This window comes from Microbacterium atlanticum, from assembly GCF_015277815.1.
Lineage (GTDB): Bacteria > Actinomycetota > Actinomycetes > Actinomycetales > Microbacteriaceae > Microbacterium > Microbacterium atlanticum.
On record NZ_CP063813.1, the window covers coordinates 998657 to 1023072 of the forward strand.

Annotated in this window: 19 protein-coding genes; 13 read left to right on the forward strand and 6 right to left on the reverse strand. The window is 72.2% G+C overall.

Annotation, left to right across the window (positions count from 1 at the left end):
* Positions 1 to 142 precede the first annotated feature (142 nt).
* Genes IR212_RS04370 through IR212_RS04385 form a run of 4 tightly spaced genes read left to right on the forward strand, consistent with a single transcriptional unit; the run spans position 143 to position 4522 of the window.
* Positions 143 to 1510, forward strand: coding sequence for a class I SAM-dependent RNA methyltransferase (locus tag IR212_RS04370; protein WP_194397765.1), 1368 nt, complete (start codon positions 143 to 145; stop codon positions 1508 to 1510).
* A gap of 9 nt (positions 1511 to 1519) precedes the next feature.
* On the forward strand, positions 1520 to 2197 hold the full coding sequence (locus IR212_RS04375) for a response regulator transcription factor (RefSeq protein WP_194397766.1): 678 nt from the start codon (positions 1520 to 1522) through the stop codon (positions 2195 to 2197).
* On the forward strand, positions 2187 to 3434 hold the full coding sequence (locus IR212_RS04380; RefSeq protein WP_194397767.1) for a sensor histidine kinase: 1248 nt from the start codon (positions 2187 to 2189) through the stop codon (positions 3432 to 3434). The genes IR212_RS04375 and IR212_RS04380 overlap by 11 nt, the downstream gene beginning before the upstream one ends.
* Entirely contained in the window at positions 3431 to 4522 is a 1092-nt protein-coding gene (locus tag IR212_RS04385) for a hypothetical protein (protein WP_194397768.1), read from the forward strand. The genes IR212_RS04380 and IR212_RS04385 overlap by 4 nt, the downstream gene beginning before the upstream one ends.
* Before the next feature lie 342 nt (positions 4523 to 4864).
* On the opposite strand, the gene IR212_RS04390 is transcribed toward IR212_RS04385, so the two are convergent.
* Both IR212_RS04390 and IR212_RS04395 read right to left on the reverse strand, forming a co-directional pair.
* Complete coding sequence (locus IR212_RS04390) at positions 4865 to 5104, reverse strand: acyl-CoA carboxylase subunit epsilon (protein WP_194397769.1); 240 nt, start codon at positions 5102 to 5104, stop codon at positions 4865 to 4867.
* Entirely contained in the window at positions 5101 to 6690 is a 1590-nt protein-coding gene (locus IR212_RS04395) for an acyl-CoA carboxylase subunit beta (protein ID WP_420488615.1), read from the reverse strand. The genes IR212_RS04390 and IR212_RS04395 overlap by 4 nt, the downstream gene beginning before the upstream one ends.
* A gap of 221 nt (positions 6691 to 6911) precedes the next feature.
* Here IR212_RS04395 and IR212_RS04400 point away from each other — a divergent pair, with 221 nt between their 5' ends.
* From IR212_RS04400 to IR212_RS04435, 8 genes are all read left to right on the forward strand, one after another.
* On the forward strand, positions 6912 to 9110 hold the full coding sequence (locus IR212_RS04400; RefSeq protein ID WP_194397771.1) for a serine hydrolase: 2199 nt from the start codon (positions 6912 to 6914) through the stop codon (positions 9108 to 9110).
* Between the two features lie 59 nt (positions 9111 to 9169).
* Entirely contained in the window at positions 9170 to 9991 is an 822-nt protein-coding gene (locus tag IR212_RS04405; RefSeq protein WP_194397772.1) for a biotin--[acetyl-CoA-carboxylase] ligase, read from the forward strand.
* A gap of 55 nt (positions 9992 to 10046) precedes the next feature.
* A complete protein-coding gene (locus IR212_RS04410) occupies positions 10047 to 10631 on the forward strand; it encodes a PH domain-containing protein (RefSeq protein ID WP_194397773.1) in 585 nt (194 codons plus the stop codon).
* 69 nt (positions 10632 to 10700) lie between these two features.
* The gene (locus tag IR212_RS04415) at positions 10701 to 11837 is read left to right on the forward strand and encodes a 5-(carboxyamino)imidazole ribonucleotide synthase (protein WP_194397774.1); all 1137 of its coding nucleotides are present in this window, start codon (positions 10701 to 10703) and stop codon (positions 11835 to 11837) included.
* A 149-nt stretch (positions 11838 to 11986) separates the two neighbouring features.
* Positions 11987 to 12454: a 5-(carboxyamino)imidazole ribonucleotide mutase gene (gene purE, locus IR212_RS04420; protein ID WP_194398518.1), complete on the forward strand. Its 468-nt coding sequence runs from the start codon at positions 11987 to 11989 to the stop codon at positions 12452 to 12454.
* Complete coding sequence (locus tag IR212_RS04425; protein WP_228479480.1) at positions 12451 to 13920, forward strand: LCP family protein; 1470 nt, start codon at positions 12451 to 12453, stop codon at positions 13918 to 13920. Before purE ends, IR212_RS04425 begins: the two co-directional genes overlap by 4 nt.
* Before the next feature lie 3 nt (positions 13921 to 13923).
* Positions 13924 to 15054 carry a glycosyltransferase gene (locus IR212_RS04430; RefSeq protein ID WP_194397775.1) on the forward strand — a complete coding sequence of 377 codons (1131 nt, stop codon included), beginning with the start codon at positions 13924 to 13926 and terminating at the stop codon, positions 15052 to 15054.
* Positions 15055 to 15145: 91 nt separating this feature from the next.
* Entirely contained in the window at positions 15146 to 17188 is a 2043-nt protein-coding gene (locus IR212_RS04435) for a cell wall-binding repeat-containing protein (RefSeq protein WP_194397776.1), read from the forward strand.
* 78 nt (positions 17189 to 17266) lie between these two features.
* Here IR212_RS04435 and rfbD read toward each other — a convergent pair whose 3' ends face one another.
* The 3 genes from rfbD to IR212_RS04450 are packed head-to-tail and all read right to left on the reverse strand — an operon-like array spanning position 17267 to position 20881.
* On the reverse strand, positions 17267 to 18673 hold the full coding sequence (rfbD, locus tag IR212_RS04440) for a dTDP-4-dehydrorhamnose reductase (protein ID WP_194397777.1): 1407 nt from the start codon (positions 18671 to 18673) through the stop codon (positions 17267 to 17269).
* Positions 18673 to 19671 carry a dTDP-glucose 4,6-dehydratase gene (gene rfbB, locus IR212_RS04445; protein WP_194397778.1) on the reverse strand — a complete coding sequence of 333 codons (999 nt, stop codon included), beginning with the start codon at positions 19669 to 19671 and terminating at the stop codon, positions 18673 to 18675. The genes rfbD and rfbB overlap by 1 nt, the downstream gene beginning before the upstream one ends.
* A gap of 52 nt (positions 19672 to 19723) precedes the next feature.
* Positions 19724 to 20881: a glycosyltransferase family 2 protein gene (locus tag IR212_RS04450; protein WP_228479481.1), complete on the reverse strand. Its 1158-nt coding sequence runs from the start codon at positions 20879 to 20881 to the stop codon at positions 19724 to 19726.
* A gap of 154 nt (positions 20882 to 21035) precedes the next feature.
* Between IR212_RS04450 and IR212_RS04455 the strand changes: the two genes are divergently transcribed.
* Positions 21036 to 23036 carry a glycosyltransferase gene (locus tag IR212_RS04455; RefSeq protein WP_194397779.1) on the forward strand — a complete coding sequence of 667 codons (2001 nt, stop codon included), beginning with the start codon at positions 21036 to 21038 and terminating at the stop codon, positions 23034 to 23036.
* Here IR212_RS04455 and IR212_RS04460 read toward each other — a convergent pair.
* Positions 22980 to 24395, reverse strand: coding sequence for a glycosyltransferase (locus IR212_RS04460; protein WP_194397780.1), 1416 nt, complete (start codon positions 24393 to 24395; stop codon positions 22980 to 22982). The genes IR212_RS04455 and IR212_RS04460 overlap by 57 nt on opposite strands.
* Positions 24396 to 24416: the final 21 nt, after the last annotated feature.

A 24416-nucleotide genomic window follows, 5' to 3' on the forward strand; every position in this document is an offset into this window, starting at 1 on the left:
CACCGTACGCGGGGCCGGGCGTTCAGGATTCAGTCCGCCCGTCCGGGGGAGGCGGGCGCGCCCGCGGGCTTCCGCGCCCGGTCTCGCCCGGCCCGGACCGGCGGACTGAATCCCGAACCGGGCGGCGGCGTAGGCTCGTCGGGTGAGTGCAACCGGCGACACCCTCGACCTCGACATCACCGGCGTCGCCCACGGCGGCGTCTTCGTCGCCCGGCACGAGGGGCGCGTGGTGTTCGTGCCCGACACGGTGCCCGGCGAGCGGGTCCGCGTGCGGCTGACCGACACCGCCAAGAAGTCGTTCTGGCGCGCCGAGACGCTCGAGGTGCTCGACGCGTCGCCCCACCGGCAGCTGCACGTGTGGCGCCAGGCCGACGTCGACGTGCCGCCCGAGCAGCGACCCGGCGGCGGCGATTTCGGCCACATCTCGCTCGACCACCAGCGGCGCCTGAAGCTCGAGGTGCTCCGGGACGCGCTGCACCGGTTCGGCGGCATCGCCGAGCCGGACGCCACCATCACCGGCGCCTTCGCGCCGGCGGGGGCCGGCGGCGAGGACGCCGACGAGATCGACGGCGAGACGGTCGACGGCACCGCGTGGCGCACCCGGGTGAGCCTGCACGTCGACGCCCTCGGGCGCATCGGACAGTACGCCCCCCGCACGCACCGGGTGATCCCGCTCGAAGATCTCCCGTTGGCGACCGCCGCGGTCGAGCGGGCCGCGCTCGCACTCCGCGGCGGAGATCCCGGGCGCATCGACCTGGTGCAGCCGGCCGACGGCCGCGTCCGGGTGCTGCCGCGTCCCGAAGCGGCGCGGCCGGCAGGGCCGCGCAGCAGCCGCCGCCGACCCGGTTCCCGCCCGCCGCGGCGCGCAGCGCCGGCTCGCGAGGTGATCGTCGAGAGCGTGGGGGGTCGCGATTTCCGGGTGGATGCCGGCGGGTTCTGGCAGGTCCACCGCCTGGCCGCGCACACCCTGACGACCACCGTGGCCTCAGCCCTTCGTCGCAGCTCCGGTGACGCACCGGCGGTGGACCCGGACGCCTGGCACCTCGACCTCTACGGCGGCGTGGGTCTCTTCGCCGCCACCCTGGGTGAGATCGGCGGGCCGGCGACGCGTGTCACGAGCGTCGAGTCGGACCCGGCGGCGACCGACCATGCGGGCGAGAACCTCGCCGAATGGGTGGGCGCGCGAGCCGAGACGGGGCGGGTCGACCGATGGCTGGCGCGGCTGACGGAGGAGGCATCCGTCTCCGAACGGGAACGGCTGCGCCGCGGTGTCGTGCTGCTGGACCCGCCGCGCTCGGGAGCCGGCCGCGAGGTCGTCGAGCACATCACGTCCCTGGCGCCCGCCAGGGTCGTCTACGTCGCCTGCGACCCGGTCGCCCTGGCCCGCGACATCGCGACCTTCCGTTCCGGCGGGTATGAGGTGGCGGGCATCGACGCCCTGGACATCTTCCCCAATTCGCATCATGTCGAGGCCGTGGCAGTCCTCACCCGCACCGATCCGCGCGGATAGGCTGGCCGCATGACGCGCGTTGCCCTCATCGACGACCACGAGTCGGTGCGGCTCGGCCTGCAGGCGGCGTGCGCCCGCGCGGAGCGCATGAACGTCGCGTTCTCGGGCAGCACCGTGACGGAGTACCTGGACTGGCGGGCCTACGCACGCCAGGCGCCGGCCGACGTGGTCGTGCTCGACCTCACGCTCGGCGACGGCACGACGGTGACCGAGAACGTGGCGCGGCTCGTCCGCGACGGCTCGAGCGTCATCATCCACAGCGTCGCCGACCGCCCTGCCGCTGTGCGCGAGGCGCTCGCCGCGGGGGCTGCCGGCGTCGTCAGCAAGTCCTCGCCGATCGACGATGTGATCGCCGCGGTGCGCACGGTCGCCCGCGGCGAGCCCCTCAACAACGTCGAGTGGGCCAGCGCCGTCGAGGGCGACCGCGCATTCGCCGATGCCCAGCTGTCGGCGCGGGAGCGCGATGTGCTGCGGCTCTACGCCGCCGGGCTGCCGCTCAAGGTCGTCGCCGACCGGCTGGGCGTCGCCTACTCCACCGCCAAGGAGAACATCACGCGCATCCGCGTCAAGTACGTCGAGGTCGGGCGCCCCGCGCCCACGAAGATCGATCTGCTCCACCGTGCGGTCGAGGACGGCATCCTCGTCGAGCCGTCCGCCGACCCGGGAGACCTGGCGCGTGGCCGCTGACGTTCAGACGGGCGTGGTCGACACGGCGTGGGGGCAGATCCCGCACTCGACTCACGCGACGGCCGGCATCGGCTCCTTCACCCGGTCGCGGGTCGAGCGCATCATCTCGCTCGCGGCCGGCCTCGGATCCGTCCTCGTCGGCCTCCAGTCGTTCCTGACCGCGCTGGGCTCCACCGACGAGCGCCCCGGGTGGCACCTGGCCCTCATGGTCTCGGTCTTCGGCTCGCTCGCGGTGATGATCCTGGCGTGCATCATCGGCCGCGGCGTGCGGATCGCCGCCGGTGCGTTCGCGATGATCTACGTCCTCGCCCTTGCCGCCTGGCCGATCGCGACCGCGGGCATCGCGCCGGCGTCGCTGGACGAGCCGTGGATCTGGCTGCCCCTGAACCTCGCGACGCTGGCCGCCGTGCTGGCGTTCCCGCTGCCGCTGCAGATCGTGTGGACCGCGCTGACGCCGCTGCTGTTCGGGATCGTCCGGCTCATCCAGGTGGGGTTCGCCCAGGAGTACTGGCTGGTCGTCGGCCTCGACGTGTCCTTCACGCTCATCCTCGGTGGGGTGATCCTCACCCTGGGCTGGCTGTTCCGCTCGATGGCCGTCAACGTCGACGAGACACGCGCCCGGGCGGTGGCCTCGTACGCGCAGGCGGCGGCGGCGGATGCCGCGGAGCAGGAGCGGGTGGCGGTCGCGGCGCTCATGCACGACAGCGTGCTGGCCGCGCTGATCGCGGCGGAGCGCGCGACCACGCCGCGCGAGCGCACCCTCGCGGCGACGATGGCCAGGGAAGCGCTGACCCGGCTCGCGAACACCGAGCAGGACGACCACGAGGGCACCGACGAGCCGTGGGATGCCGCGACCCTCGCCGCAGAGATCGGCGAGGCCGCGCGCGACCTGGGCGTGGAGGTGGACGTGCAGCGTGACATCGACCCCGCCTCGCCGCCGATCCCTGGTCGGGTGGCGCGGGCGCTGACGCTGGCGGCGACCCAGGCGGTCGCCAACGCCGTCCAGCACGCCGGCGGCGCGGGGCTCGACGTCGCCGTCGCGTCCCACGAGGGACGCGTGCGCGTCGAGGTGCGGGATGCGGGGGAGGGCTTCGATCCGGATGCCGTCCCCGACGACCGCCTCGGGATCCGCGCGTCGATCGTGGCCAGGGTCGCCGCGGTGGGCGGGCAGACCGACCTGCGCACGGGTCCGCAGGGGACCGTCGTCCGCCTGTCGTGGCAGGAGGCCGCCGCATGATCAGCGTCAAGAACGTCCTGGTTGTGCTGGCCGTCGCCTTCACGGCGTACCTGGCCGCGCGCGGGCTCTCGTGGACCAGCCCGGTGCCCTATCCGCTCGTCGTGGTCACCACCTTGGCGCTCTACCTCGCGACGACCTGGCTCTGCATCTTCTGGGAGCCCGCGGCGCTGCGCGCCGCGCGCGCCGCCGCGGGCCGGGCCCCGCGGCCGGACGCCGACCGGACCGATGCCGTGGCCGACGGCATCCGGGGACCGGTCCCGCTGCCGGTGCCCGCACAGATCCTGGCTCTGGCGTGCGCGATCATCGTGCCGAGCGCCATCGCCCTCTCGGTCGGCGCCGCCTCGCGCACCGAGCCCTTCGCCACCTGGTATCTCGGCGGCATCGGCGCCCTGATGACGATCGTGATGGTGCGCCGCCGTCCCTGGACGGCGTGGGCGGGGATCGTTGCCCTGTCGGTGGCGTCGATGGCGTGGATGGGACCGCTGACGGCGCTCGGGCTCGGTCTCGTCGGCTCCATCGTGTGGGTGGCCGTCGCGCAGATGCTGGTGCGCTCGATGGACCGCGCCGCGCGGGACACCTCGCGGCTCACCCGGCTGCAGCGCGCCGCGACGGCGTGGCAGACCTCTCAGGTGGTGCGGCAGCGGGAGCGGCGGGTGCAGGTGCAGAAGGCGCTCGCCGTGGCCGGTCCGGTGCTCACGCGCACTGTCGCCAACGCCGGCGCCCTCACCGACGACGACCGCCTCGAGGCGCGCATCGCCGAGGGCCGGCTGCGTGACGAGATGCGCGGCCCCCGCCTCCTCGACGACGACGTGCGCGCCGAGCTCGAGCGCGCGCGGCGTCGCGGGGCCAATGTGACGGTGCTGGACGAGGGTGGCCTCGACGACGTCGACGAGGACACGCTGTCGGTGATCCGCGCGCAGCTGGCCGAGACGCTGCGATCGGCCAGCTCCGACCGCCTGTACATCCGCACCTCGCCGGACGAGCGTGTCGCGGTGACCGTCGTCGGGCGCTCGCCGTCGGTCGGCGCGCCCAGCGACGAGGACGCCGTCGACCTGTGGCGCGAGATCGCGCACCCCGGGAGGGTGTGATCCCGCACGGTGGCGTCCCGCGACGGCGCTGAGGCCGCGCTTCCGGCGCGCGCGAGAAGCCCCTGCTGAGCGCTTCCCGCCCAGCAGGGGAGGAAGCCGGGCGGGAAGCGGAGCGGAAGGAGGCGAGGGGCGGCGAAGCCGCCCGCCCCTCGCCTGGCGGACGGTTACCCGAAAACCGTCCGCATGGCCGGACCCGGGGCATCCGCAGAACGGATTCGGGTCGGCCGAACGCAGAAGCGTTCCAGCGCTACAAGTATCTCGACGGGGCGCGTCCGGTGTCTGTAGGTATTTCGGGGGACATTTCACCCGCCCCGTTCGCCGCGGGGCTGCCGGGTGGCCGCCTCATCGTCCGCCGAAGCGTCCCCAGCCGAGCTCCCGCTGCAGCGGCAGGCGCAGGGCGCGCTGCGAGAGCGACCAGGCGCTGCGGCGGGCGCTGTCATCCGCGACGGCCTCGGCCGCCTCTCCGACGTACGCCTCGCTCACGACGGCGATGAGCGCCGCCAGCTCCTCCTCCGTGGCAGCGCCGCGCAGCACGTCGATCCTGACGCTTCCCGCCTGCGAGCCGTCTTCAGCGATGCTCACAGCGGGATGTTCCCGTGCTTCTTGGGGGGCAGGCTCGCGCGCTTCCCGCGCAGTGCCCGCAGCGCCTTCGCGATCGACACCCGGGTGTGCGCCGGCTCGATGATGCCGTCCAGCTCGCCGCGCTCGGCCGCGAGGAACGGGGAGGCGACGTTGTACGTGTACTCGTTCGCCAGGCGGGTGCGCACCGCGGCGACGTCCTCGCCGGCCTCCTCGGCGCGCTTGATCTCTCCCCGGTAGAGGATGTTCACCGCCCCCTGGCCGCCCATGACGGCGATCTCCGCCGTCGGCCAGGCGAGGTTGATGTCGGCGCCGAGCTGCTTGGAGCCCATCACGATGTAGGCGCCGCCGTAGGCCTTGCGCAGGATGACCGTCACCAGCGGCACGGTCGCCTCGGCGTACGCATACAGCAGCTTCGCGCCGCGGCGGATGACCCCGGTCCACTCCTGGTCGGTGCCGGGGAGGTAGCCCGGCACGTCGACGAGGGTCACGATCGGGATGGAGAACGCGTCGCAGAACCGCACGAAGCGGCTCGCCTTCTCGCCGGCCTCGATGTTGAGGGTGCCCGCCATCTGCGACGGCTGGTTCGCGATGATGCCGACCGAGCGCCCCTCGATGCGGCCGAAGCCGATGACGATGTTGGGCGCGAACAGCGGCTGCACCTCGAGGAAGTCCTCGGCGTCGACGATGCCCCGGATGACCTGGTGGATGTCGTACGGCTGGTTGGGCGAGTCGGGGATGATCGCGTTCAGAGCCCGGTCGGCATCCGTCGTCTCGAACTCGAAGCCGCTTTCGTAGACCGGCAGCTCGGCCATGTTGTTGTCGGGGAGGAAGCCGAGCATGGTCCGCACATAGTCGATCGCGTCGTCCTCGTCCTCGGCGAGGTAGTGGGCGACGCCGGAGCGGGTGTTGTGCGTGTGCGCGCCGCCGAGCTCCTCCATGCCGACGTCCTCGCCGGTCACCGTCTTGATCACGTCCGGGCCGGTGACGAACATCTGGCTGGTCTTGTCGACCATGACGACGAAGTCGGTGAGGGCGGGGGAGTACACCGCGCCCCCGGCCGCCGGGCCCATGATGATCGAGATCTGCGGGATGACCCCCGACGCCTGCGTGTTCAGGCGGAAGATCTCGCCGTACTTGCCGAGCGCGACCACGCCCTCCTGGATCCGTGCGCCACCCGAGTCGAGGATCCCGACGACAGGGATGCCGGAGCGCAGCGCGAACTCCATCACCTTGATGATCTTCTCGCCGGCCACCTCGCCCAGCGATCCGCCGAAGGTCGAGAAGTCCTGCGAGTAGACCGCGACCGTGCGGCCGTGGATGGTGCCCACCCCCGACACGACGGAATCGCCGTAGGGCCGCGAGCGGTCCATCCCGAAGGCGGTGGTGCGGTGGCGGACGTACTCGTCGAGCTCGACGAAGCTGCCGGTGTCCAGGAGCAGATCGATGCGCTCGCGCGCGGTGCCCTTGCCCTTCGCGTGCTGCTTCTGCTTGGCGACCTCCTCGGGATCGAGCACGGCCTCCTGGAATCGGGCGCGGAGGTCGGCGATCTTGCCGGCGGTCGTCGAGAGGTCGGGCTGCTCGGTCACGGATTCCACCCTATCGGCGGGGTCGGCGCATCCGTTGGAGAGTGTGCACAAGGGGTCGCGGCATCCGCTGTCGACCGTCGCAGGACTTGCCTCGCCGTGTCGCACGGAGACGCCGGGGCCACGCCGTGCCGTCTCATCCTCGATCCGTGCGGTCGCCCGCCCTCGGCGGTAGGGTCTGACTCACTGTGGAGCCGCGGTCGAGGTGGTCGGAGCGGGCATCGGTGCGCGCGCTGGTGTTCGGGCTCGTGATCGCCCTGAGTCTGGGACCGGATGCCGCGTCCGCCGCTGCGCCGCTGCCGCAGGACTCCGCAAGCGTGGTCGCCGCGGTCGACGACACCGGGGAGCCCGCCGTCGCGCCGGAGCCGCCGTCGCCGTCCACGTCGCCTCCGGTCCCGGAGCCGGGCGCGACCGGCGCCCCGGAGCCCACCCCCACTCCGACGCCCACCCCGACCCCCGCGCCGACCGAACCCGAGGCGGACCCCGCGCCCGACGGCGAGGAGCCGGCGCCGCAGCCCGGAGCCCCCGACCCCTCGCCGCCCCCGGACTCCTCCGAGGCGATCGCACCCCTTGCCGTGTCAGAGGTGCCCACCATGCCGCGGCTCGCGGGCGCCGACCGGTTCAGCACAAGCGTCGCGGCCTCCCAGGCGGCCTTTCCTTCCGGCACGGCGACCGTGCTCGTCACGTCGGGCTACGCGCCCGTGGACGCGATCATCGCTGCCGGGCTTGCGGCGGGGCTTTCGGCGCCGATCCTCTACGTCCACCCCGAGACCGTCCCCGACGTGGTCGCGGCCGAGATCGCGCGGCTCGGTGCGACCTCGATCGTCATCGTCGGCGGCGCCACCGTCGTGCCGGACCCGGTCGCCGATCGCCTGCGAGCCATCGTCCCGGACGTCCGGCGATTCGGCGGCGGAGACCGCTTCGAGACCTCACGCCTGGCGATGCTCGGACGCAGCACGCCCACCGACACCGCGTATCTCACCGGCGGCGCGGGCCAGATCGACCCGCCGGTGGCGTCGGTGGCGGCCGCCGCGACGGACCGGGCGGCGCTGCTGGTCAACGGCCTCCAGGCGAGCGTGGACGCTCCGACCGCGGACGCGCTGCGCTCCCTCGGAGTGCGCAACCTCGTGCTGGTGGGAGGCCTCGGCACCATCGGCTCGTCGTACGAGGCGTCGTTGCGAGCCGAGGGCTTCGCGGTGTCGCGGCGGACGGGCGCAGACCGCTACGCGACGGCCGTGATGATGGCGGACGAGCGGAGCGCACCCGCCGCTCGCGCCATCGTCGCCAACTCGGGCACCGCCGCGGACGTGGGCGTCGCCGCGGGCCTGGCGGCGGTGACGCGACAGCCGCTGTACTACACCATCAAGCCCTGCCTGGTCGATGTGGCCGCGGCGCACATCGCCGCCGCCGGGCTGGCCGTGACCGCCGTGGGCGGACCGGTCTGGCTGGGGGCGCCGGTGCTGGAGGGCCGCAGCTGCGCTTCGGTGCGGGCCGACGGCGAGCGCGCCCTCGAGGCGGCGCTGCAGGCGACGCTGTCGCAGATCGGCGGCAGCTACGCCGTGTCGGTCCGCGAGCTGACCGGCACGAATCAGACGGTGCACATCAACGGCGCGCAGCAGCGTGAGCCCGCGAGCATGCTGAAGGTCTTCGCCGCGTGGGCGGCGCTCAAGCGGATCGAGCAGGGCCGCGCCGGGTTCGGGACGATCCTCCCCTCGGGCGCGACGCTGGGCGGGTGCATCCACGTCATGATCGTGGCATCCGACAACTACTGCCACTCCGACATCGTCCACTGGATCACCATCCCCGAGATCAACCGGATGATCTCCGCCGCGGGCTTCCCCGGAACGTTCTACGGGAACGTCTCCGCCGGCACCAGCGTCCTCTACGGCGGCAACCGCACGACCTCCAGCGACTCGAGCCTGTTCCTGCGTCGCCTGCGGAGCGGCGAGGTCCTCGCCCCGTGGCTGGCGGACGTCCTGCTCCACCCCATGCGCACGCAGGTCTTCCGCACCCGGATCCCGTCTGGGATCCCCGCGGGCGTGCCGCAGGCCAGCAAGCCCGGCGCGCTCTGGCTCTCGGGAGGGCTCATGCACGCGGACACCGCGATCATCGACGGCCCCGAGTCCACCTACGTCCTCACCGTGATCGGCGACGTGCACACCTCGCAGGCGGGGATCCGGGTCATCTCCCGCACCGTCTACGAGCATTTCCACGGGGCGTTCGGGGCGGCGGCGTCGTACCCCGTCGAGCAGGTGCTGACCGTCGCTCCGACGGTGGTGCGCGCGAGCCCCGGAGGCGCGGTCGTCGCCGGCCTGCCGCAGTGGTACCCGCTGCAGGTCCTGGACGCCCGGCGCCTCTGGTACCTGGTGCAGTACGGCTCGCGGCAGGTGTGGATCTTCTACTCCGACGTCGTCACCCGCTGAGCCGCAGCCGCGGCGGCGCCGGGCTCACCGGCGAGCAGCGCCCGCGGTAGCGTGTCACCATGTCGATGACCGAGGACGGCTACCCCCTCGCCGCAGCCATCAGCCCCCGGGTCCAGGTCGTGGAGTCGACGGACTCGACGAACGCCGACGTGGTGCGTCACGTCGCCGAGGCGCCGGCGGAGTGGCCGCACCTCTCGCTGCTGCTGACCGAGGATCAGCGCGCGGGCCGCGGCCGGCTCGACCGCACGTGGGTGACCCCGCCCGGCACCGCGCTCGCGGTGTCCGTCGTCATCGACGCGAGCGGGCTTCCGACGCCTTCCCGCGGATGGATCCCGCTCGTCGCCGGAGCGGCGATGACGCGCGCCATCCGGTCCCAGCTGCCCGGCGACGTCCACACCGCCGCGCTCAAGTGGCCCAACGACGTGCTGCTGGACGGCGCCAAGGTCTGCGGCATCCTGGCGGAGGTCGTCCCCGGCCATCCGGAGATCGTCGTGGTCGGCGCGGGAGTGAACACGCGGATGCCGCGGCCCGACCTGCCCGTCGCCACGGCCACCTCCTTCGCGGCCCACGGCCTCACCTGCGACGAGGACCGCCTGCTCGCCGACTACCTGAGAGACCTCGACGAGCAGCTGGGGGCCCTCGTCGCCGCGGACGGCGATGCGGCGGCGTCCGGCGTGCTCGGCGGGATCGAGAGCCTCTGCGCCACCCTGGGAAGCGACGTGGCGGTGTCGCTCCCGGACGGCCAGACGCTGTGGGGACGCGGAAGCCGCCTCGACCCCGACGGCCGGCTGGTCATCGTCCAGGACGACGAGTACGAGAGCGTGGTGTCGGCCGGAGACGTGGTCCACGTCCGGACCCGCCCGACCTCCGCGCCCGACTGAGGCCGTACCGGCGGGTGCGCGCCGCCGTGTCGCGGCCACCGGTCACAATGGGACCATGACGCAGCCGACGAGCTACGGCGGCAGGCCGCTCACGCCGGCCCCGGGCGCCCCCACGCCCGAGCTGCTCGTCGCGCGCTTCCGGCCGCACGCCCGCCGCCTCTTCTGGTCCGCCGTGGTCCTGATCGCCGTGGCGGCCGCCTGCGGCTACCTGTACGGCAACCTGCCGGCGCCGTTCGAGGACTGGATGCTGCTGACCGCTGCGGCCGTCGTCGTGCTGGTCCTCGTTCTCCTGCCGTTCCTCGGGTGGTGGGCGCATGTGTACACCATCACCACGCGACGCGTCATGGAGCGCCGGGGTGCCTTCGGCGTCAAGCGGCGCGAGCTCGCGCACGTCCGCGGCTACACGCTCACCGTCCGTCGGGGCGTGCTGCAGCGGCTGTGGGGCGCCGGGACGATCACGCTGACGAACGGCGTCGACGAGCCTCTGCGGCTGGCCGACATCCCGAGCGTCGAACTCGTGCACGAGGCGCTCGTGGACCAGGTCGAGGTGAACCAGATCCTCGCCCACCGGGACGCGCAGCCGCTTCCGCCGGGCCCACCGCCCGCCGTTCCGCCGCGCCCGCCCGCGCCGGCCGGCTGACCTGTCATCGTCAACGCCCGCCGGTGCGGGATGATGGAGGAGGTCTGTCTGCGGTCGAGAGGGAGTGGCATGGCGCTGCGAGTCGGAGTCGTCGGGGGCGGGCAGCTGGCCCGCATGATGATCGCACCGGCGGTCGAGCTCGGCGTCGAGCTGCGCGTGCTCGCCGAGGAGGAGGGCATGTCGGCGGCGCTGGCCGCCACCGCCGTCGGGGACTACCGCGACGCCCAGACGGTGCTCGCATTCGCCCGAGACGTGGACGTGCTGACGTTCGACCACGAGCACGTGCCGCAGGAGGTGCTGACGACGCTCGTCGCGGAGGGCGTCGCGGTCCACCCCGGCCCCGACGCACTGCGGTTCGCGCAGGACAAGCTGCTGATGCGCGCACGCCTGGACGAGCTCGGGATGCCGCAGCCCGACTGGGCGGCGGTCACCACCCCCGAGGAACTGCAGGCGTTCATCGACGACCACGGGGGCCGAGCCGTGGTGAAGACGCCACGCGGGGGATACGACGGCAAAGGTGTGCGGGTGGTGTCCGCGGGTGCGGAGGCCGAGGACTGGTTCGCGACGCTGGCGGAGGATGCCCGTGGCGGCGCGCTGCTGGCGGAAGAGCTCGTGGAGTTCTCCCGCGAGCTCGCCCAGCAGGTCGCCCGCCGGCCGTCGGGAGCGGTGAGGGCCTATCCGGTGGTGGAGACCGTGCAGCGCGACGGCGTCTGCGCCGAGGTGATCGCGCCGGCTCCCCACGCAGGCGAGCGGCTGCAGCAGGTGGCCGCGCACATCGGCGTGGGGATCGCCGAAGGACTCGGCGTGACCGGGATGCTGGCGGTCGAGCTCTTCGAGACGATCGACGAGCGGCTGCTCGTCAACGAGTTGGCGATGCGGCCACACAACAGCGGGCACTGGAGTCAGGACGGCGCCGTGACGAGCCAGTTCGAGCAGCATCTGCGGGCGGTGCTCGACCTCCCGCTCGGCGACACCGATCCGCGAGCCGAGTGGTCGATGATGGTCAACATCCTCGGCGGGCCGACGGGTGGCGGGCTGGATGCGCGCTTCGCCGCCGCGATGGCCGAGCACCCGCAGGCCAAGGTGCACACCTACGGCAAGGCGCCGCGCCCCGGCCGCAAGGTCGGTCACGTCAACGTCGTCGGAGACGACCTCGACGACGTGGCGTACCGGGCGCGGGCCGCGGCATCCTTCTTCCTGGACTGATCCCCACGGATGAGGCCGCACCGGGTCTGCCGCGGGGGTGAGCTCGTGGACGAGCCGCGCCGTTGCGGGGATCTTCCAGCCTCGGCCCCTAGCCTTGACGAGTGACTGCGCCCCTTCATTCCTCCCCGGCGCCGCTGGTCGGCGTCGTCATGGGCTCCGACTCGGATTGGCGGGTCATGAGCGACGCCTCGCAGGCGCTCACCGACTTCGGGATCCCGCACGAGGTGGAGGTCGTCTCGGCCCATCGCACCCCCGACAAGCTCATGCGGTACGGGCGCGACGCCCGCTCGCGGGGCCTGCGGGTCATCATCGCCGGCGCCGGCGGGGCGGCCCACCTGCCCGGCATGCTCGCGTCGGTGACGGCGCTGCCGGTCATCGGCGTGCCGGTGCAGCTCGCGACGCTGGACGGGATGGACTCCCTGCTCAGCATCGTGCAGATGCCTGCCGGGATCCCGGTCGCCACCGTGTCGATCAACGGGGCCAAGAACGCCGGGCTTCTGGCCGCCCGCATCCTCGGGGCTGCCGACGAGGCCGTGGCCGACCGCGTCGAGGCCTACGCCCGTGACCTGGAGTCCCAGGTGGAGGAGAAGAACCGGCGGCTCAAGGAGTCTCTGTGAGCGTCGCCAGTCCTGAGCGCACCGGTGCCCGCGCCACCACGGCGGGGATCGTCAACGATCGCCCCATCCGATATCCGGATGCCGGGTCCCGGGCCCTCATGACCCGCCGCGGCTGGTGGCTGGTGGGCCTCAACTTCCTGATCCCCGGCTCGGCGCAGGTGCTCGCAGGCAACCGGCGACTGGGCCGCTTCGGCATCGCCTCGACCCTGGTGCTCTGGGCGCTCGTCGTGGTGACGCTGCTGTTCGCCCTGCTGGCTCCGACGGCGGGGCTCAGCCTCATCACCAGCGCGTGGCTCCCCGACTGGCTCGGTCTCCTCCGGCCGCTGCCGCTGCTCATCGCCCAGGGCGTGCTCATCGGGTACGCGGTGCTGTGGATCGTCCTGACGATCGACACGCTGCGCCTGGTACGACTCGTCCGCACCGGGCCGGGCGCGCGCTTCGCCATCGCCACCGTCGCCGTCGGCCTGCTCGTCGTCGCCAGCGGCTCTGCCGCGTACGCGTCGAACGCGGTCGGCACCGCGCGCAGCACGATCTCGACCATCTTCGGTGCGAGCGGTCCGACGGTGCCGCCGTCGGACGGCTACTACAACATCCTCCTGCTGGGCGCGGACAGCGGAGAAGGACGCGACTCGATGCGGTTCGACAGCATCTCGGTCGTGTCGGTGAACGCCGAGACCGGCGCCACCACGATCACGGGCATCCCGCGCGACATGCCGCACTTCCCGTTCGCCGAGGGCCCCATGCGCGACCGCTATCCCGACGGTCACCAGGGCTTCTCGGATCCCACCTGCGGCTGGGGAAGCGGCATCAACCAGCTGCGCACGGAGGTGGAGGTCTGCCAGGACGGCGCCGAGCTGTATCCGGATGCCGAGGCCAACGGATCGGCCCCCGGCATCGAGGCGACCAAGGACGCCGCGGAGGGCATCCTCGGGATCCAGATCCCGTACTACGTCTTCATCGACATGCACGGCTTCGCCTCACTGGTCGACGCGCTGGGAGGCGTCGAGATCACCGTGGCCGAGCGACTGCCGAAGGGCGGCGGGCCGTCGTATCCCGGCGAGCCGGCGGAGGACTGGGCCATCGGCTGGATCGAGCCGGGCGCGCAGCGAATGGACGGCGACACCGCCCAGTGGTACGCGCGCTCGCGGTACACGACCGACGACTTCTCGCGCATGAAGCGGCAGCGCGAGCTGCAGGAGGCGATCCTCGCCCAGTTCACGCCGCAGGTCGTGCTGACACGGTTCCAGGACGTCGCGGCCGCCGGCGCCGACGTCGTCCAGACCGATCTTCCGCAGTCGCTCATCCCCACCCTCGTCGACCTCGCGATGAAGGCCAAGGAGCAGCCCGTGCAGACCCTCGAGCTGACCCCGGCCGGCGGGATCGACGAGTTCGACCCCGACTACGCCTACATCGCCGAGCTCATCCAGGCGACGCTGCATCCGCCGACCGAGACGCCCGAGGGCTGAGCGGTGGTCGCGACTCTCCGCGTCATGCTCGACCAGCTCGTCGCGCCCAGCGATCCGCAGCTCGCCGAGGCATCCCTCGAGCTGGCGCGCGCGCTCGTCGCCGCCGCCCCGGCCGGATGCGAGGTCGAGGCCGTCGCGCCGGCGGGGGGACCCGATGACGCGCTGGCGGGCGTCCCGGGGCTGGCCGGCGTGCGGCGCACGGCGCTGCCGCGCCGGGAGCTCGCCGCCGCGCTGCAGGTCGGGGTGGGGACCGGCATCGGCGGCGGGATGATCCACGCGCCGTCCCTGCTGGCACCGCTCGTACGCCACGACCGCGTGCACGACCACGACCAGACCGTGGTCACCGTGTGGGATCTGCGCCCATGGGAGTCGCCGGCCGAGCTGTCGCGGCCCGCGGTGGCCTGGCATCGGGCGATGCTCAAGCGGGCCGTCAAGCACGCCGACGCGGTCGTCGTGCCGACGCACTCCCTCGCCGAGAGGCTGCTCGAGGTCGCTCCGTCGCTCGGCGGCAGGGTGCGCGTCATCGCCGGTGCGTCGCCGGCACGCTTCGCGGTGCCGACGGATGAGGTCGGCCGTCGTCGCGCCCTCGGCCTGCCGGAGGGCTTCGCGCTGCTCGCCGGGCGAGCCCTCAGCTCGGAGAACCTCGCCGTCGGGCTTGCGGCGGTGGCGGCATCCGGTGTCGACATCCCGGTCGTCGTGATCGACGCCGACGACGGCCAGGAGCCGCAGCTGGCCGACCTCGCCTCCGCGGCGGGACTGCCCGAGCGCGCCGTTCACGTGCGGGGATCGCTGGATGCCGCCGACCGTGCCGCGGTCTTCGCAGGGGCGGTCGCGTTGGTGGCGCCGTCACGCCGCGCTGCGTTCCCGTGGCGCGTGGTGGACGCCCTGCGGCTCGGTGTCCCGGTGATCGCAGCGGCGTCGACCGTGCACGACGAGGTCGTCGTCGACGGGGGTGTGCTGGTGAAGGCCCGGGACGCGGCCGAGCTGACCGAGGGACTCGGCGCGGCGTTGGCGGCCGGGCTCGCGTCGACCGAGGCGGCCGAGCGACTCGGCGTGCTCGCCGGCGACCGGGGCCGGGCGTTCTCGTGGCGCGAGGCGGCCGACAAGGTGTGGCTGCTCCACGCTGAGCTGTAGACGGGCTCGGAGTCCGCCGAGAACGACGTGTCGATACGTCGAATGCCGGCCCGATGTTGTACTCATCCGTCCCATCGGTCACACTGATCACATGGCGGGGGCTCAGAGGTTCAGCATCGGTGTGTCTGTGCGCAGGACGATCGCGGGCGCGCTCGCCGTTCTGACAGTGGTCGCGGGCATCTTCGTCGGAGGGTCCGGGGCGGTTGCCGCGACTGCGCCCGCGGTCGCCGCGGCCCCGAGCGGACCGGTCTCGGCGGGCATCGTGCAGGCCGCCGACCTCTCGCTGTTCCAGCCGGGCAACATCGTCAGCGACGCCGTGTTCTTCTACAAGGACTCGATGACCGAGGCGCAGATTCAGACGTTCCTCGAGCAGAAGGTCCCGCGCTGCCAGGCGGGCTACGTGTGTCTGCGGGACTGGTATGACACCTCCCGCACCACCGCCGCCGATGCCATGTGCGGCGCCTATTCGGGCGGGGTCCGCGAGCGGGCCTCGCGCATCATCTTCAAGGTGGCGCAGGCGTGCGGCATCAACCCGCAGGTCATTCTGGTGATGCTCCAGAAGGAGCAGGGGCTGGTCACGCATGTGTGGCCGAGCGACTGGCGCTACACCATCGCGATGGGGCAGGGATGCCCCGACACCGCCGCCTGCGACACGCGCTACTACGGGTTCTTCAACCAGGTCTTCGGAGCGGCGTGGCAGCTCAAGCGCTACGCCAACCCGCCGGGGACGAGCCAGTTCTTCACGTGGTACGCCCCGGGCAAGACCTGGAACGTGCGCTGGCACCCGAACGTCGCGTGCGGCTCGTCGCCGGTGTTCATCCAGAACCAGGCCACGGCGAACCTGTACTACTACACCCCCTATCAGCCGAACGCCGCCGCGCTGCGTGCGGGGTACGGCGAGGGCGACGGATGCTCCGCCTACGGCAACCGCAACTTCTTCAACTACTTCACCGACTGGTTCGGTTCCACGCAGGTCCCGGCGAACGCGTGCACCCCGCCGGCCGAGACCGCGATCGCGCCGGCCGCGGGCGAGTTCACCGTGAACGTCGCCTCGCTCAACGCCCGGATCGCCCCCAGCACGTCGTGCGACACCGGCCGCGCGTCGCTGGCGCAGGGGACCGTCGTGACCCGGATCGGCACGTTCGGCACCTGGTGGCGCGTGCGATACGAGGGGCGGATCCTCTGGGTGGCATCGGAGTTCCTCGTCGCCACACCCGCGCCGACGTACGCGACTGTCCGCGTGGCCGGAGGCACGCGCTACCAGACGGCTGTCGAGGTGTCCAAGCGCACGAATCCGAACGGCTCGGCCACGGTCTACCTGGCTTCGGGGGAGAACTACCCCGACGCGCTGTCGGGGGCGGCGCTGGCGGCCAAGAGCGGCTCGGCACTGCTGTTGACCATGTCGGGCGTGCTCCCGACTGAGACGGCCGCGGAGCTCGCCCGTCTGAAGCCGACCAAGGTCGTGCTGCTGGGCGGCGAGGCCGCCATCAGCCCGGGTGTCCAGAGCGCCGTGACGACGCTTCTCGGCGCCGGTGTCGCCGTTGAGCGTCTCGCCGGCGGCACGCGCTACGCGACTTCTGTGGCCCTTGCGCGGGCGGGCTGGCAGGCAGCGCCCGTCGCCTACCTCGCGACCGGCCGCGGGTTCGCCGACGCGCTGTCGGTGTCGGCCGTGGCGGCCGCTGCGGGAGCCCCCGTGGTCCTCGTGGACGGCGCGTTGGCCTCGCTCGACGAGCAGAGCCTCACCGCACTCGCGCAGCTCGGCGTCAGGACGGTCGTCATCGCCGGCGGGCCGGCCTCCGTCTCGGAAGGCATCGCGACGCAGCTGCGCGGGCTCGGGATCACGGTGGACCGCAAGGGCGGCGGCAACCGCTGGGAGACCAGCGCGCTGCTGGCGGCGTCGGCGTACCCCGCCGCCGCGCCGAACGTGTTCGTCGCCTCCGGCGAGAATTTCCCCGACGCGCTGACCGGCACGCTCCTGGCGGCCCGGCAGAAGGCGCCGCTGCTGGTCACTTTCGCGACATGCCTCACCGGAGTGGCGAAGAACTACGCCATCAGCCACGGAGCCGCGACGCTGTCGCTGGTCGGGGGGCCTGCGGCGCTCGGCGACGGGGTGTTCCGCTCCGTGCGCTGCTGACAGAGTGATCGCGGTGAGCGCCGCGCCGGCGGCGACCGGCCGCTGCGCTCACCGCGACGCGTCGTACCAGACGAGCCCTCAGCGGAGGTAGTCGCGCAGGCGCTCGCGCCACGGCGCGGGCTCGTAGCCCGCACCGGTGATCCGATCGAGGGCCAGAACGCTGTTGACCGGGCGGGGGGCGATCGGGCCGGTCGCCGACGCGAAGTAGTCGGCGGTGCTCACGCCGCTCACCCGGGCTTCGTCATGACCCAGCGCAGAGAAGACCGCGCGCGCCACGTCCGCCCAGGCGGTGGGTTCCCCCGCGCCCGTCACGTTGTAGACGCCGTAGTCCGCGCCGGAGTCGACCAGATGCCGGATCGCCCGGGCGATGTCGACGGTGAACGTCGGCCGCCCGAACTGATCGTCCACGACGCTCGGGTCGACGCCGCGCTCTGCCAGCGACGCCATGGTGCGCACGAAGTTCTTCCCGTCGCCGATCACCCACGACGTCCGGACGATGTAGTGGCGCGGCACCGTGCTCACGATCGCGTCGCCGGCCGCCTTGCTCTGGCCGTACACGCCGAGCGGGCACAGCGGGTCGGCTTCGGTGTAGGGGCGGTCGAGCGACCCGTCGAAGACGTAATCGCTCGACACGTGCACGAGCGTGATGTCGTTCTCGGCGGCGATCCGCGCAAGCGTCGACACGCCGCCCACGTTGACGGCCCATGCCTCGCGCCGCCCGTCCGCGGTCTCGGCTGCGTCGACAGCGGTGTGGGCCGCCGCGTTGATGATGACGCGGTAGTCGCGCCAACGACGCTGGGCGGCGACATCGGGTGCCGCCAGGTCCAGGTCGGCTCGCGTCGCGTACTCGATGTGCGCGGCGTCGCCGAGCTCCGCGCGCAGCGCGCGTCCCAGCTGTCCCGAGGCGCCGATGACCAGCGTGCGGCGAGGCGGCACGGGCGTGACGGCGTCGAGGCGGGGGTGGGCCAGGTCCTTCTCCGAGATCTCGACGTCGCTGAGTGGAATGGGCCACTCGATCGCCGCGGTCTCGTCGGCGAGGTTGAGGAACGTGTACGAGGCCTGCGGCGACCAGTGGTCGTTGACGAGGTAGACGTAGGCGGTGTCGGGCTCGAGGGTCTGATACGCGTTGCCCACTCCACGCGGGACGAAGATCGCACGCGACGGGTCGATCTCGGTCGTGAACACCGCGCCGAATGTGGGACCTTCGCGCAGGTCCACCCACGCCCCGAAGATCCGCCCCGTGGCGACGGAGACGAACTTGTCCCACGGCTCGGCGTGGATCCCGCGCGTCGTTCCGACCGCGTCGTTGAACGAGATGTTGTTCTGCACCGGTCCGAAGTCGGGCAGGCCGGCGGCGACCATCTTCTCGCGCTGCCAGTTCTCCTTGAACCAGCCGCGGCTGTCACCGTGTACCGGCAGCTCCCAGACCACCAGGCCCGGAATGGGTGTCTTCGTCGGCGCGAGAGCCTTGCCGAACTGCGTCATCACTGGCCCTTTGCGGCGTAGAAGGCCTCGGTTGCGTCCTTCGCCGGCGCCCACCAGTCCTCGTGGTCGCGGTACCACTGGATGGTCGCCGCGAGGCCCGCCTCGAAGTCCCCGAACTGCGGCGCCCAGCCGAGCTCGGAGCGCAGCTTGGTCGAGTCGATCGCATAGCGCAGGTCGTGCCCGGCGCGATCGGTGACGTGGTCGTACGCGTCCGCCGGCTCACCCATGGTGGTGAGGATCAGCTCGACCACCTGCTTGTTGTTCTTCTCGCCGTCCGCGCCGATGAGGTACGTCTCGCCGATCACGCCCTTGTCGAGGATGGTCAGCACCGCGGACGAGTGGTCGTCGGCGTGGATCCAGTCGCGCACGTTCTCGCCTGCGCCGTACAGCTTCGGACGGATGCCGCGCAGGACATTGGTGATCTGGCGCGGGATGAACTTCTCCACGTGCTGGTACGGCCCGTAGTTGTTGGAGCAGTTGGAGATCGTCGCCTGCACGCCGAAGGACCGCACCCAGGCGCGCACGAGGAGGTCGGAGCCCGCCTTGGTCGAGGAGTACGGGCTCGACGGGTTGTACGGGGTGTTCTCGGTGAAACGCTCCGGGTCGTCCAGTTCGAGATCGCCGTACACCTCATCGGTGGAGATGTGGTGGAACCGCGTGCCGTGGCGGCGGGCCGCTTCCAGCAGCGTGTAGGTGCCGATGATGTTGGTGTCCAGGAACGGACGCGGGTCGTGCAGCGAGTTGTCGTTGTGCGACTCCGCCGCATAGTGCACGACGGCGTCCGCGTCGCGGAACAGCTCGTCCACGAGTGCGGCGTCGGCGATGTCGCCCTCGACGAACCGGAAGCGGTCCCCAGGGAGGCCTTCCAGCGACGCCCGATTGCCCGCGTAGGTGAGCTTGTCCAGGACGGTGACGTGATCGTCGGTGTGCCCGATGACGTGGTGGACGAAGTTGGAGCCGATGAATCCGGCACCGCCGGTCACGAGCAGTCTGCGCATCGGACCAGGATACCGGCGCCCCCCGGGTTCGCCGATCGGCCGGCTGGGCTGCTCAGCGTGGGGCGAGCCATCCGACGCGGCGCGCGGCCCGCACGACGCGGCTGCGGTTGATCTCCGCGAGCTCTTCCTGCACGGCTTCCCGCTCGCGCCGGGCGCCGTCGGATTCCTCGCGGAGCGAGGCGACCAGCGCATCGAGTTCGGCGATGTGGCGCCGGGCGAAGTCGAGGTCGTCGGTCGCCTGGCGCTTCTCCTGCTCCAACCGCAGCAGCCGCGCCTCCAGCGGACGCACCCGCGACATGATCACGCGCTCCAGCTCCTCGTCCGCTGCGGCAATGGGCTGATCGGGAACGGCGGACGGCAGCGCGTCGGCGATCCGCCGGTCTTCGACGAACCACCCTCGGGCGAGGCCCTCGGCGAGTTCCTCCGCGGACGGATGGCGCGCGATGTAGGAGGTGCGCAGGAGTCCGTCCTGAAACCGGCGGTAGTCGCGCATGCCGTGGTGATTGGCGCTGGGGCGCAGGTGGGGAGAGGCCTCGTACGCGCGCCCGGCGTTCTCCACCTTGCGCGCGAACTGGGCCAGCGACCGCCACGGGAAGTGGTAGACCTCCAGGCCCTGACCCTCGGCGAGGCTGCCGTGGGGCTCGATGTTCACGAAGTGGTTGCCCTGGGCGACCTCCACGTCCTCGCGTGCGACGAAGGCGACGTCGGGCGTCGCGTGCGCATGGATGCCCAGTTCGTGCAACAGCTCATCCGGCCGGTGATCGCGGTAGATCAGCCGCTGGAGGCCGGTGCCGGCGTCCGCGCCCGCACCCGTCATGTCGATCACCGGCACCTCGAACGCGCCGATGGCGGGATCGATGGTTGCGAGCTCGTCCTTGATCGTCCGACCGGGGGTCTTGGACACCCAGAACTCGTCGGCGTCGGCGTTGAGCACCCACACCGCGCCGCGGCGCGCCGCCTCACGCGACATCTGCGTCACCACCGCGTGCTGCTGCTTCAGGTGCCGGGGGTCGTGCGCGAGCTCGATCCTGCCGTCGGCGGCGAAGGCCTCGAGGATCTCGCGCGTGCCGTCGACCGAGCCGTTGTCCGTCACCAGGAAGAGGTCGATGCCCTGCGCGAGGTGATGCTCGATCATCGTCCCGACGATGTCCGCCTCGTCGCGGACCATCATGGTCATGGCGATCATAAAGTTCTCTCGTCGTGCCGGCATACCGCCTCGCGCTCGGGTCGCGCGGGGCTCGCCGACGTGGTCGCATCCAAGATACCGTCGCGCAGGACCGGCCCCCGCGCCGTGCGGATCGCGGTCACGCGCGGCCCACGCCCGCGGCCTACACTCTCACCTGCGACCACAGCACGGGGGGATCATGCTCAAGCAGCTCATCGCACGCGGCGCGCGCTCTGCCGCACGGATCGTCGAGCGCGCCGCCGGCGCGCTCGCCGAGAGCGCGGTGCTGCTGCGCCTCGGCCCGCGACGCTACGCGCAGCACCGCCAGACCGTCGTGGCCGCGGGCTCCGGGCCGGGTGCCACCTACGCGCAGGGCGTCACGACCACCCTGACTCCCGCGCGCGCCGCCGCGTGGCACCGCTTGAACTGGAAGCATGTGGTGGTCGTGGTCTACGGGACGCCCGTCGACGATGTGCGGGCGTGGCTGCGGCGGGGGCACGGACTGCTCCGCGCCCACTTCCTGCTGACCCCCGAGATCGCCGCTCACGCGGGCGAGATCCCCGTGAACGCCTACACCGTCGCCGCCGGGACCGGTGACGCGCCGGCGATCGACTTGGCCGAGATCCACGACTGGATGCATCGCGAGCGACGTCGCTGGGACCTCGTGCTCATCGACGCCTCCCAGCCCCTGCCGCCCGTCGAGACGATCGTCCAGCTGCAGCACGCGGCCTACGAATACCACCATGACCAGGAGATCGGATTCGTCACGCCGGCGTACGCAGCGAACGGCTCGGTCGCGGCGGGATATCAGATCGACCGTCGCACCGGCGCCGTCGCGCCGTCGCTCCCCGGAGAGCGCGACTACGGACAGAGCCGCATTCCCCGCTATGTGCTGACGGCCGCCGCGCACGGGCTGTACGCGACCTCCACGGCGATCGATCGGGTCGACATCGCGCGCCGGCACCTCGCCGGGCTCGATCTCGACGCCCAGGTCGGCCGGCTTGTGCGCCACGGCTGGGCGGGGAACTTCCGCACCCTGTGCTTCAGCACCACCGTCATGCCGGTGCGGACCCTGCCGCAGCTGAAGCTCGAAGGAGAGCAGCGCCGGTGGCTTCTCGAGCGGCAGACGACGACGGATGCCGGGACGCGCCGTGTCATCTTCGTGCTCAATGCGACCTCGATCAGCGGCGGCATCCGCATCGTGTTCGAATTGGCCAACGGTCTGGCGGACCGGGGGTTCGAGGTCGAGATCTGGTCGCTGCAGGACGCGCCGACCTGGTTCGACCTCCGGGTCCCGGTGGCGATGTTCCGCAACTACGAGGACCTCCTCCTCTCGCTGCGCAATGAGGACGCCGTGAAGGTGGCGACGTGGTGGGAGACCGCGGAGGTGGTCTGGCTCGCCACGGTGAGCCACGGCATCCCGGTCTATCTCGTGCAGGAGTTCGAGACCTGGTTCTACCCAGACGACCCCGTCGCGCAGGCGGCGGTCGTCGCGAGCTACCGCAGGGAGCACCTGGCGCTCACGGAGGCGACGTATCAGCGCGAGGAGCTCGCGGAGGTGGGTCTGCAGACGACGCTCATCCCCAACGGCTACGACCCGGACGTGTTCCACGAGATCCCGGGCTGGCAGCGCGACGAGCGCACGGTGCTGGCCCTCGGGCGATCGTTCTTCCAGAAGAACTTCGCCATGACCGAGCGCGCGTGGCGCCGTCTCGGCGAGGATCGCCCCACGCTGCTGCTGTTCGGGAGCGAGCCCGACATCGTGACCGACCCGCGGGTGGACTATCGACTGCTCCCGCGTGATGCGCAGGTGAACGAGCTCTACAACACCGCGACGCTGTTCGTGCAGACGTCGCGCCACGAGGGTTTCTGCCTGCCGATCCTCGAGGCGATGGCCGCCGGCTGTCCCGTGATCACCACCGACTCGCACGGCAACCGCGACTTCTGCCGGGACGGCGAGAACTGCGTCGTGGTACCACAGGACGACGACGCCGCCCTCGCGGCGGCGATCACCCGCCTTCTGGACGACCCCGCGGAACGTGAGCGGCTCAGCCGCGCCGGGCTGGCGACGGCGGCGCAATACCGTTGGCCGGACGTCCTGAACTCCGTCGCCGACTTCTACGGCCGCGTCGCCGGCGCCGGCTCAGCGGGCGTGCCGCTGACGGAGCGCGCGGACGAGCGCCCCGAGACGCCGGCGTAGAGCGCGGTAGACCGCACCGAGGGGCGAGCGGGATGCGGCGGCGCGGGCCCTCGCGAGGCGGCCGGGCGCCGTCGGCACCGGCTCCGGGTGCTCCCGCGCGGGCACGTCGCGCGGCAGCAGCCTGGTCTCCCAGTCCGCGACGACGGACCGCAGGTCGGACGTCGTCGCCGACCAGCGCCAGTCGTCGCGGATCGCCGCCACGTGGCCGCGGACCTGCTCGCGCCGACGCCGATCGGAGAGGTCCCGGATCGCGTCGACCGTGCCGGCGACATCGCCGTAGCCGACGACGTCGCCGAGGTCGCCGGCGCGGATGTACTCCGAGAACCAGTCGCCCTCGGTCACGATGCTCGGCAGAGTGGCCCAGAAGTGGTCGAGGACCCGCGTGCGGAAGGCGTAGCGGGTCTCGAACGACTCCTTGTGCGCGCAGATCGCGACGTCCGCGTCGAGCAGGTAGGCGGCGCGCTCGGCCGCCGGCACCCACCCTTCGATGAAGTGCACGCCCGCGCCCAGCACACCCAGCTCCCGGGCGACCTCCTCCGCCCGCTCGACCGTCTTCGGCTTGCCGATGAGGGAGTTCGGATGCGTCGTCCCGTAGAAGACGAGGTGCACGTCGGGGCGCTCACGGCGGAGCTCGGCGACGGCGCGGATCGGCGTCTCGGCGTCGAACCAGTCCCAGATCCCGCCGGCCCACAGGAGCACCAGGTCGTCCTCGCCGATGCCGAGCTCGCCGCGAATGGCTCGCCGGTCGGCGTGCGGCTCGCCGTCCTCCATGCCGAACGGCACGAGCCCGATCAGGTCGGACGTGTGGCGACCGCGCAGATCGCTCGGCAGCAACCCGCCGGCAGACATCATGTACCCCACCCAGAAGTCGCGCTGCCGTTCGTTGGAGGTCACGAAGTAGCTGCCGGCGCGCATGCAGAAGCGGAAGAAGGACAGCACGTCGCTGAAGACGTCGTCCATCTGCGGCTGAGTGTCGAAGCCGCCGATCCGCTCGGCCCCGATGGCCTCGGCGGGAAGGGCGTTGTAGAGGTCGAACACGAACCGGCATCCGGCCGCGGCGCCCTGACGGACGACCTCGTCGTCGATGAGCTGACAGAAGGCGACGTCGTGCGCGCTCACGAGGGCGACGAGCTCGTCGCGGCCGCGGAACTCGCGGACGGCGAACCCGCGACCGGCGAGGCTCTCGGTCTCGCTCCCCTCGATCCCGACGGCGAGCGTGACGTCGGCGACCTGCGTCAGCTGCGTCGCGATCTCGACGAATCGGATGCCGGGGCCGGCCATGCGGGCGCCCACCACGTCGGCGGTGACGACCACGACGCGGGGCCGGCGCGGGGAGGCGGGGGGAGGAGTCGTTAGCATGGGGTTTCCGTATTCGTCGAG

Coding starts and splice junctions, on each gene's coding strand:
- IR212_RS04375 (WP_194397766.1), top strand. CDS start 1,520: ATGACGCGCGTTGCCCTCATCGACGACCACGAGTCGGTGCGGCTCGGC.
- IR212_RS04385 (WP_194397768.1), top strand. CDS start 3,431: ATGATCAGCGTCAAGAACGTCCTGGTTGTGCTGGCCGTCGCCTTCACG.
- IR212_RS04405 (WP_194397772.1), top strand. CDS start 9,170: ATGTCGATGACCGAGGACGGCTACCCCCTCGCCGCAGCCATCAGCCCC.
- IR212_RS04410 (WP_194397773.1), top strand. CDS start 10,047: ATGACGCAGCCGACGAGCTACGGCGGCAGGCCGCTCACGCCGGCCCCG.
- IR212_RS04415 (WP_194397774.1), top strand. CDS start 10,701: ATGGCGCTGCGAGTCGGAGTCGTCGGGGGCGGGCAGCTGGCCCGCATG.
- purE (WP_194398518.1), top strand. CDS start 11,987: ATGGGCTCCGACTCGGATTGGCGGGTCATGAGCGACGCCTCGCAGGCG.
- IR212_RS04435 (WP_194397776.1), top strand. CDS start 15,146: ATGGCGGGGGCTCAGAGGTTCAGCATCGGTGTGTCTGTGCGCAGGACG.
- rfbD (WP_194397777.1), bottom strand. CDS start 18,673: ATGACGCAGTTCGGCAAGGCTCTCGCGCCGACGAAGACACCCATTCCG.
- rfbB (WP_194397778.1), bottom strand. CDS start 19,671: ATGCGCAGACTGCTCGTGACCGGCGGTGCCGGATTCATCGGCTCCAAC.
- IR212_RS04450 (WP_228479481.1), bottom strand. CDS start 20,881: ATGCCGGCACGACGAGAGAACTTTATGATCGCCATGACCATGATGGTC.
- IR212_RS04455 (WP_194397779.1), top strand. CDS start 21,036: ATGCTCAAGCAGCTCATCGCACGCGGCGCGCGCTCTGCCGCACGGATC.
- IR212_RS04460 (WP_194397780.1), bottom strand. CDS start 24,395: ATGCTAACGACTCCTCCCCCCGCCTCCCCGCGCCGGCCCCGCGTCGTG.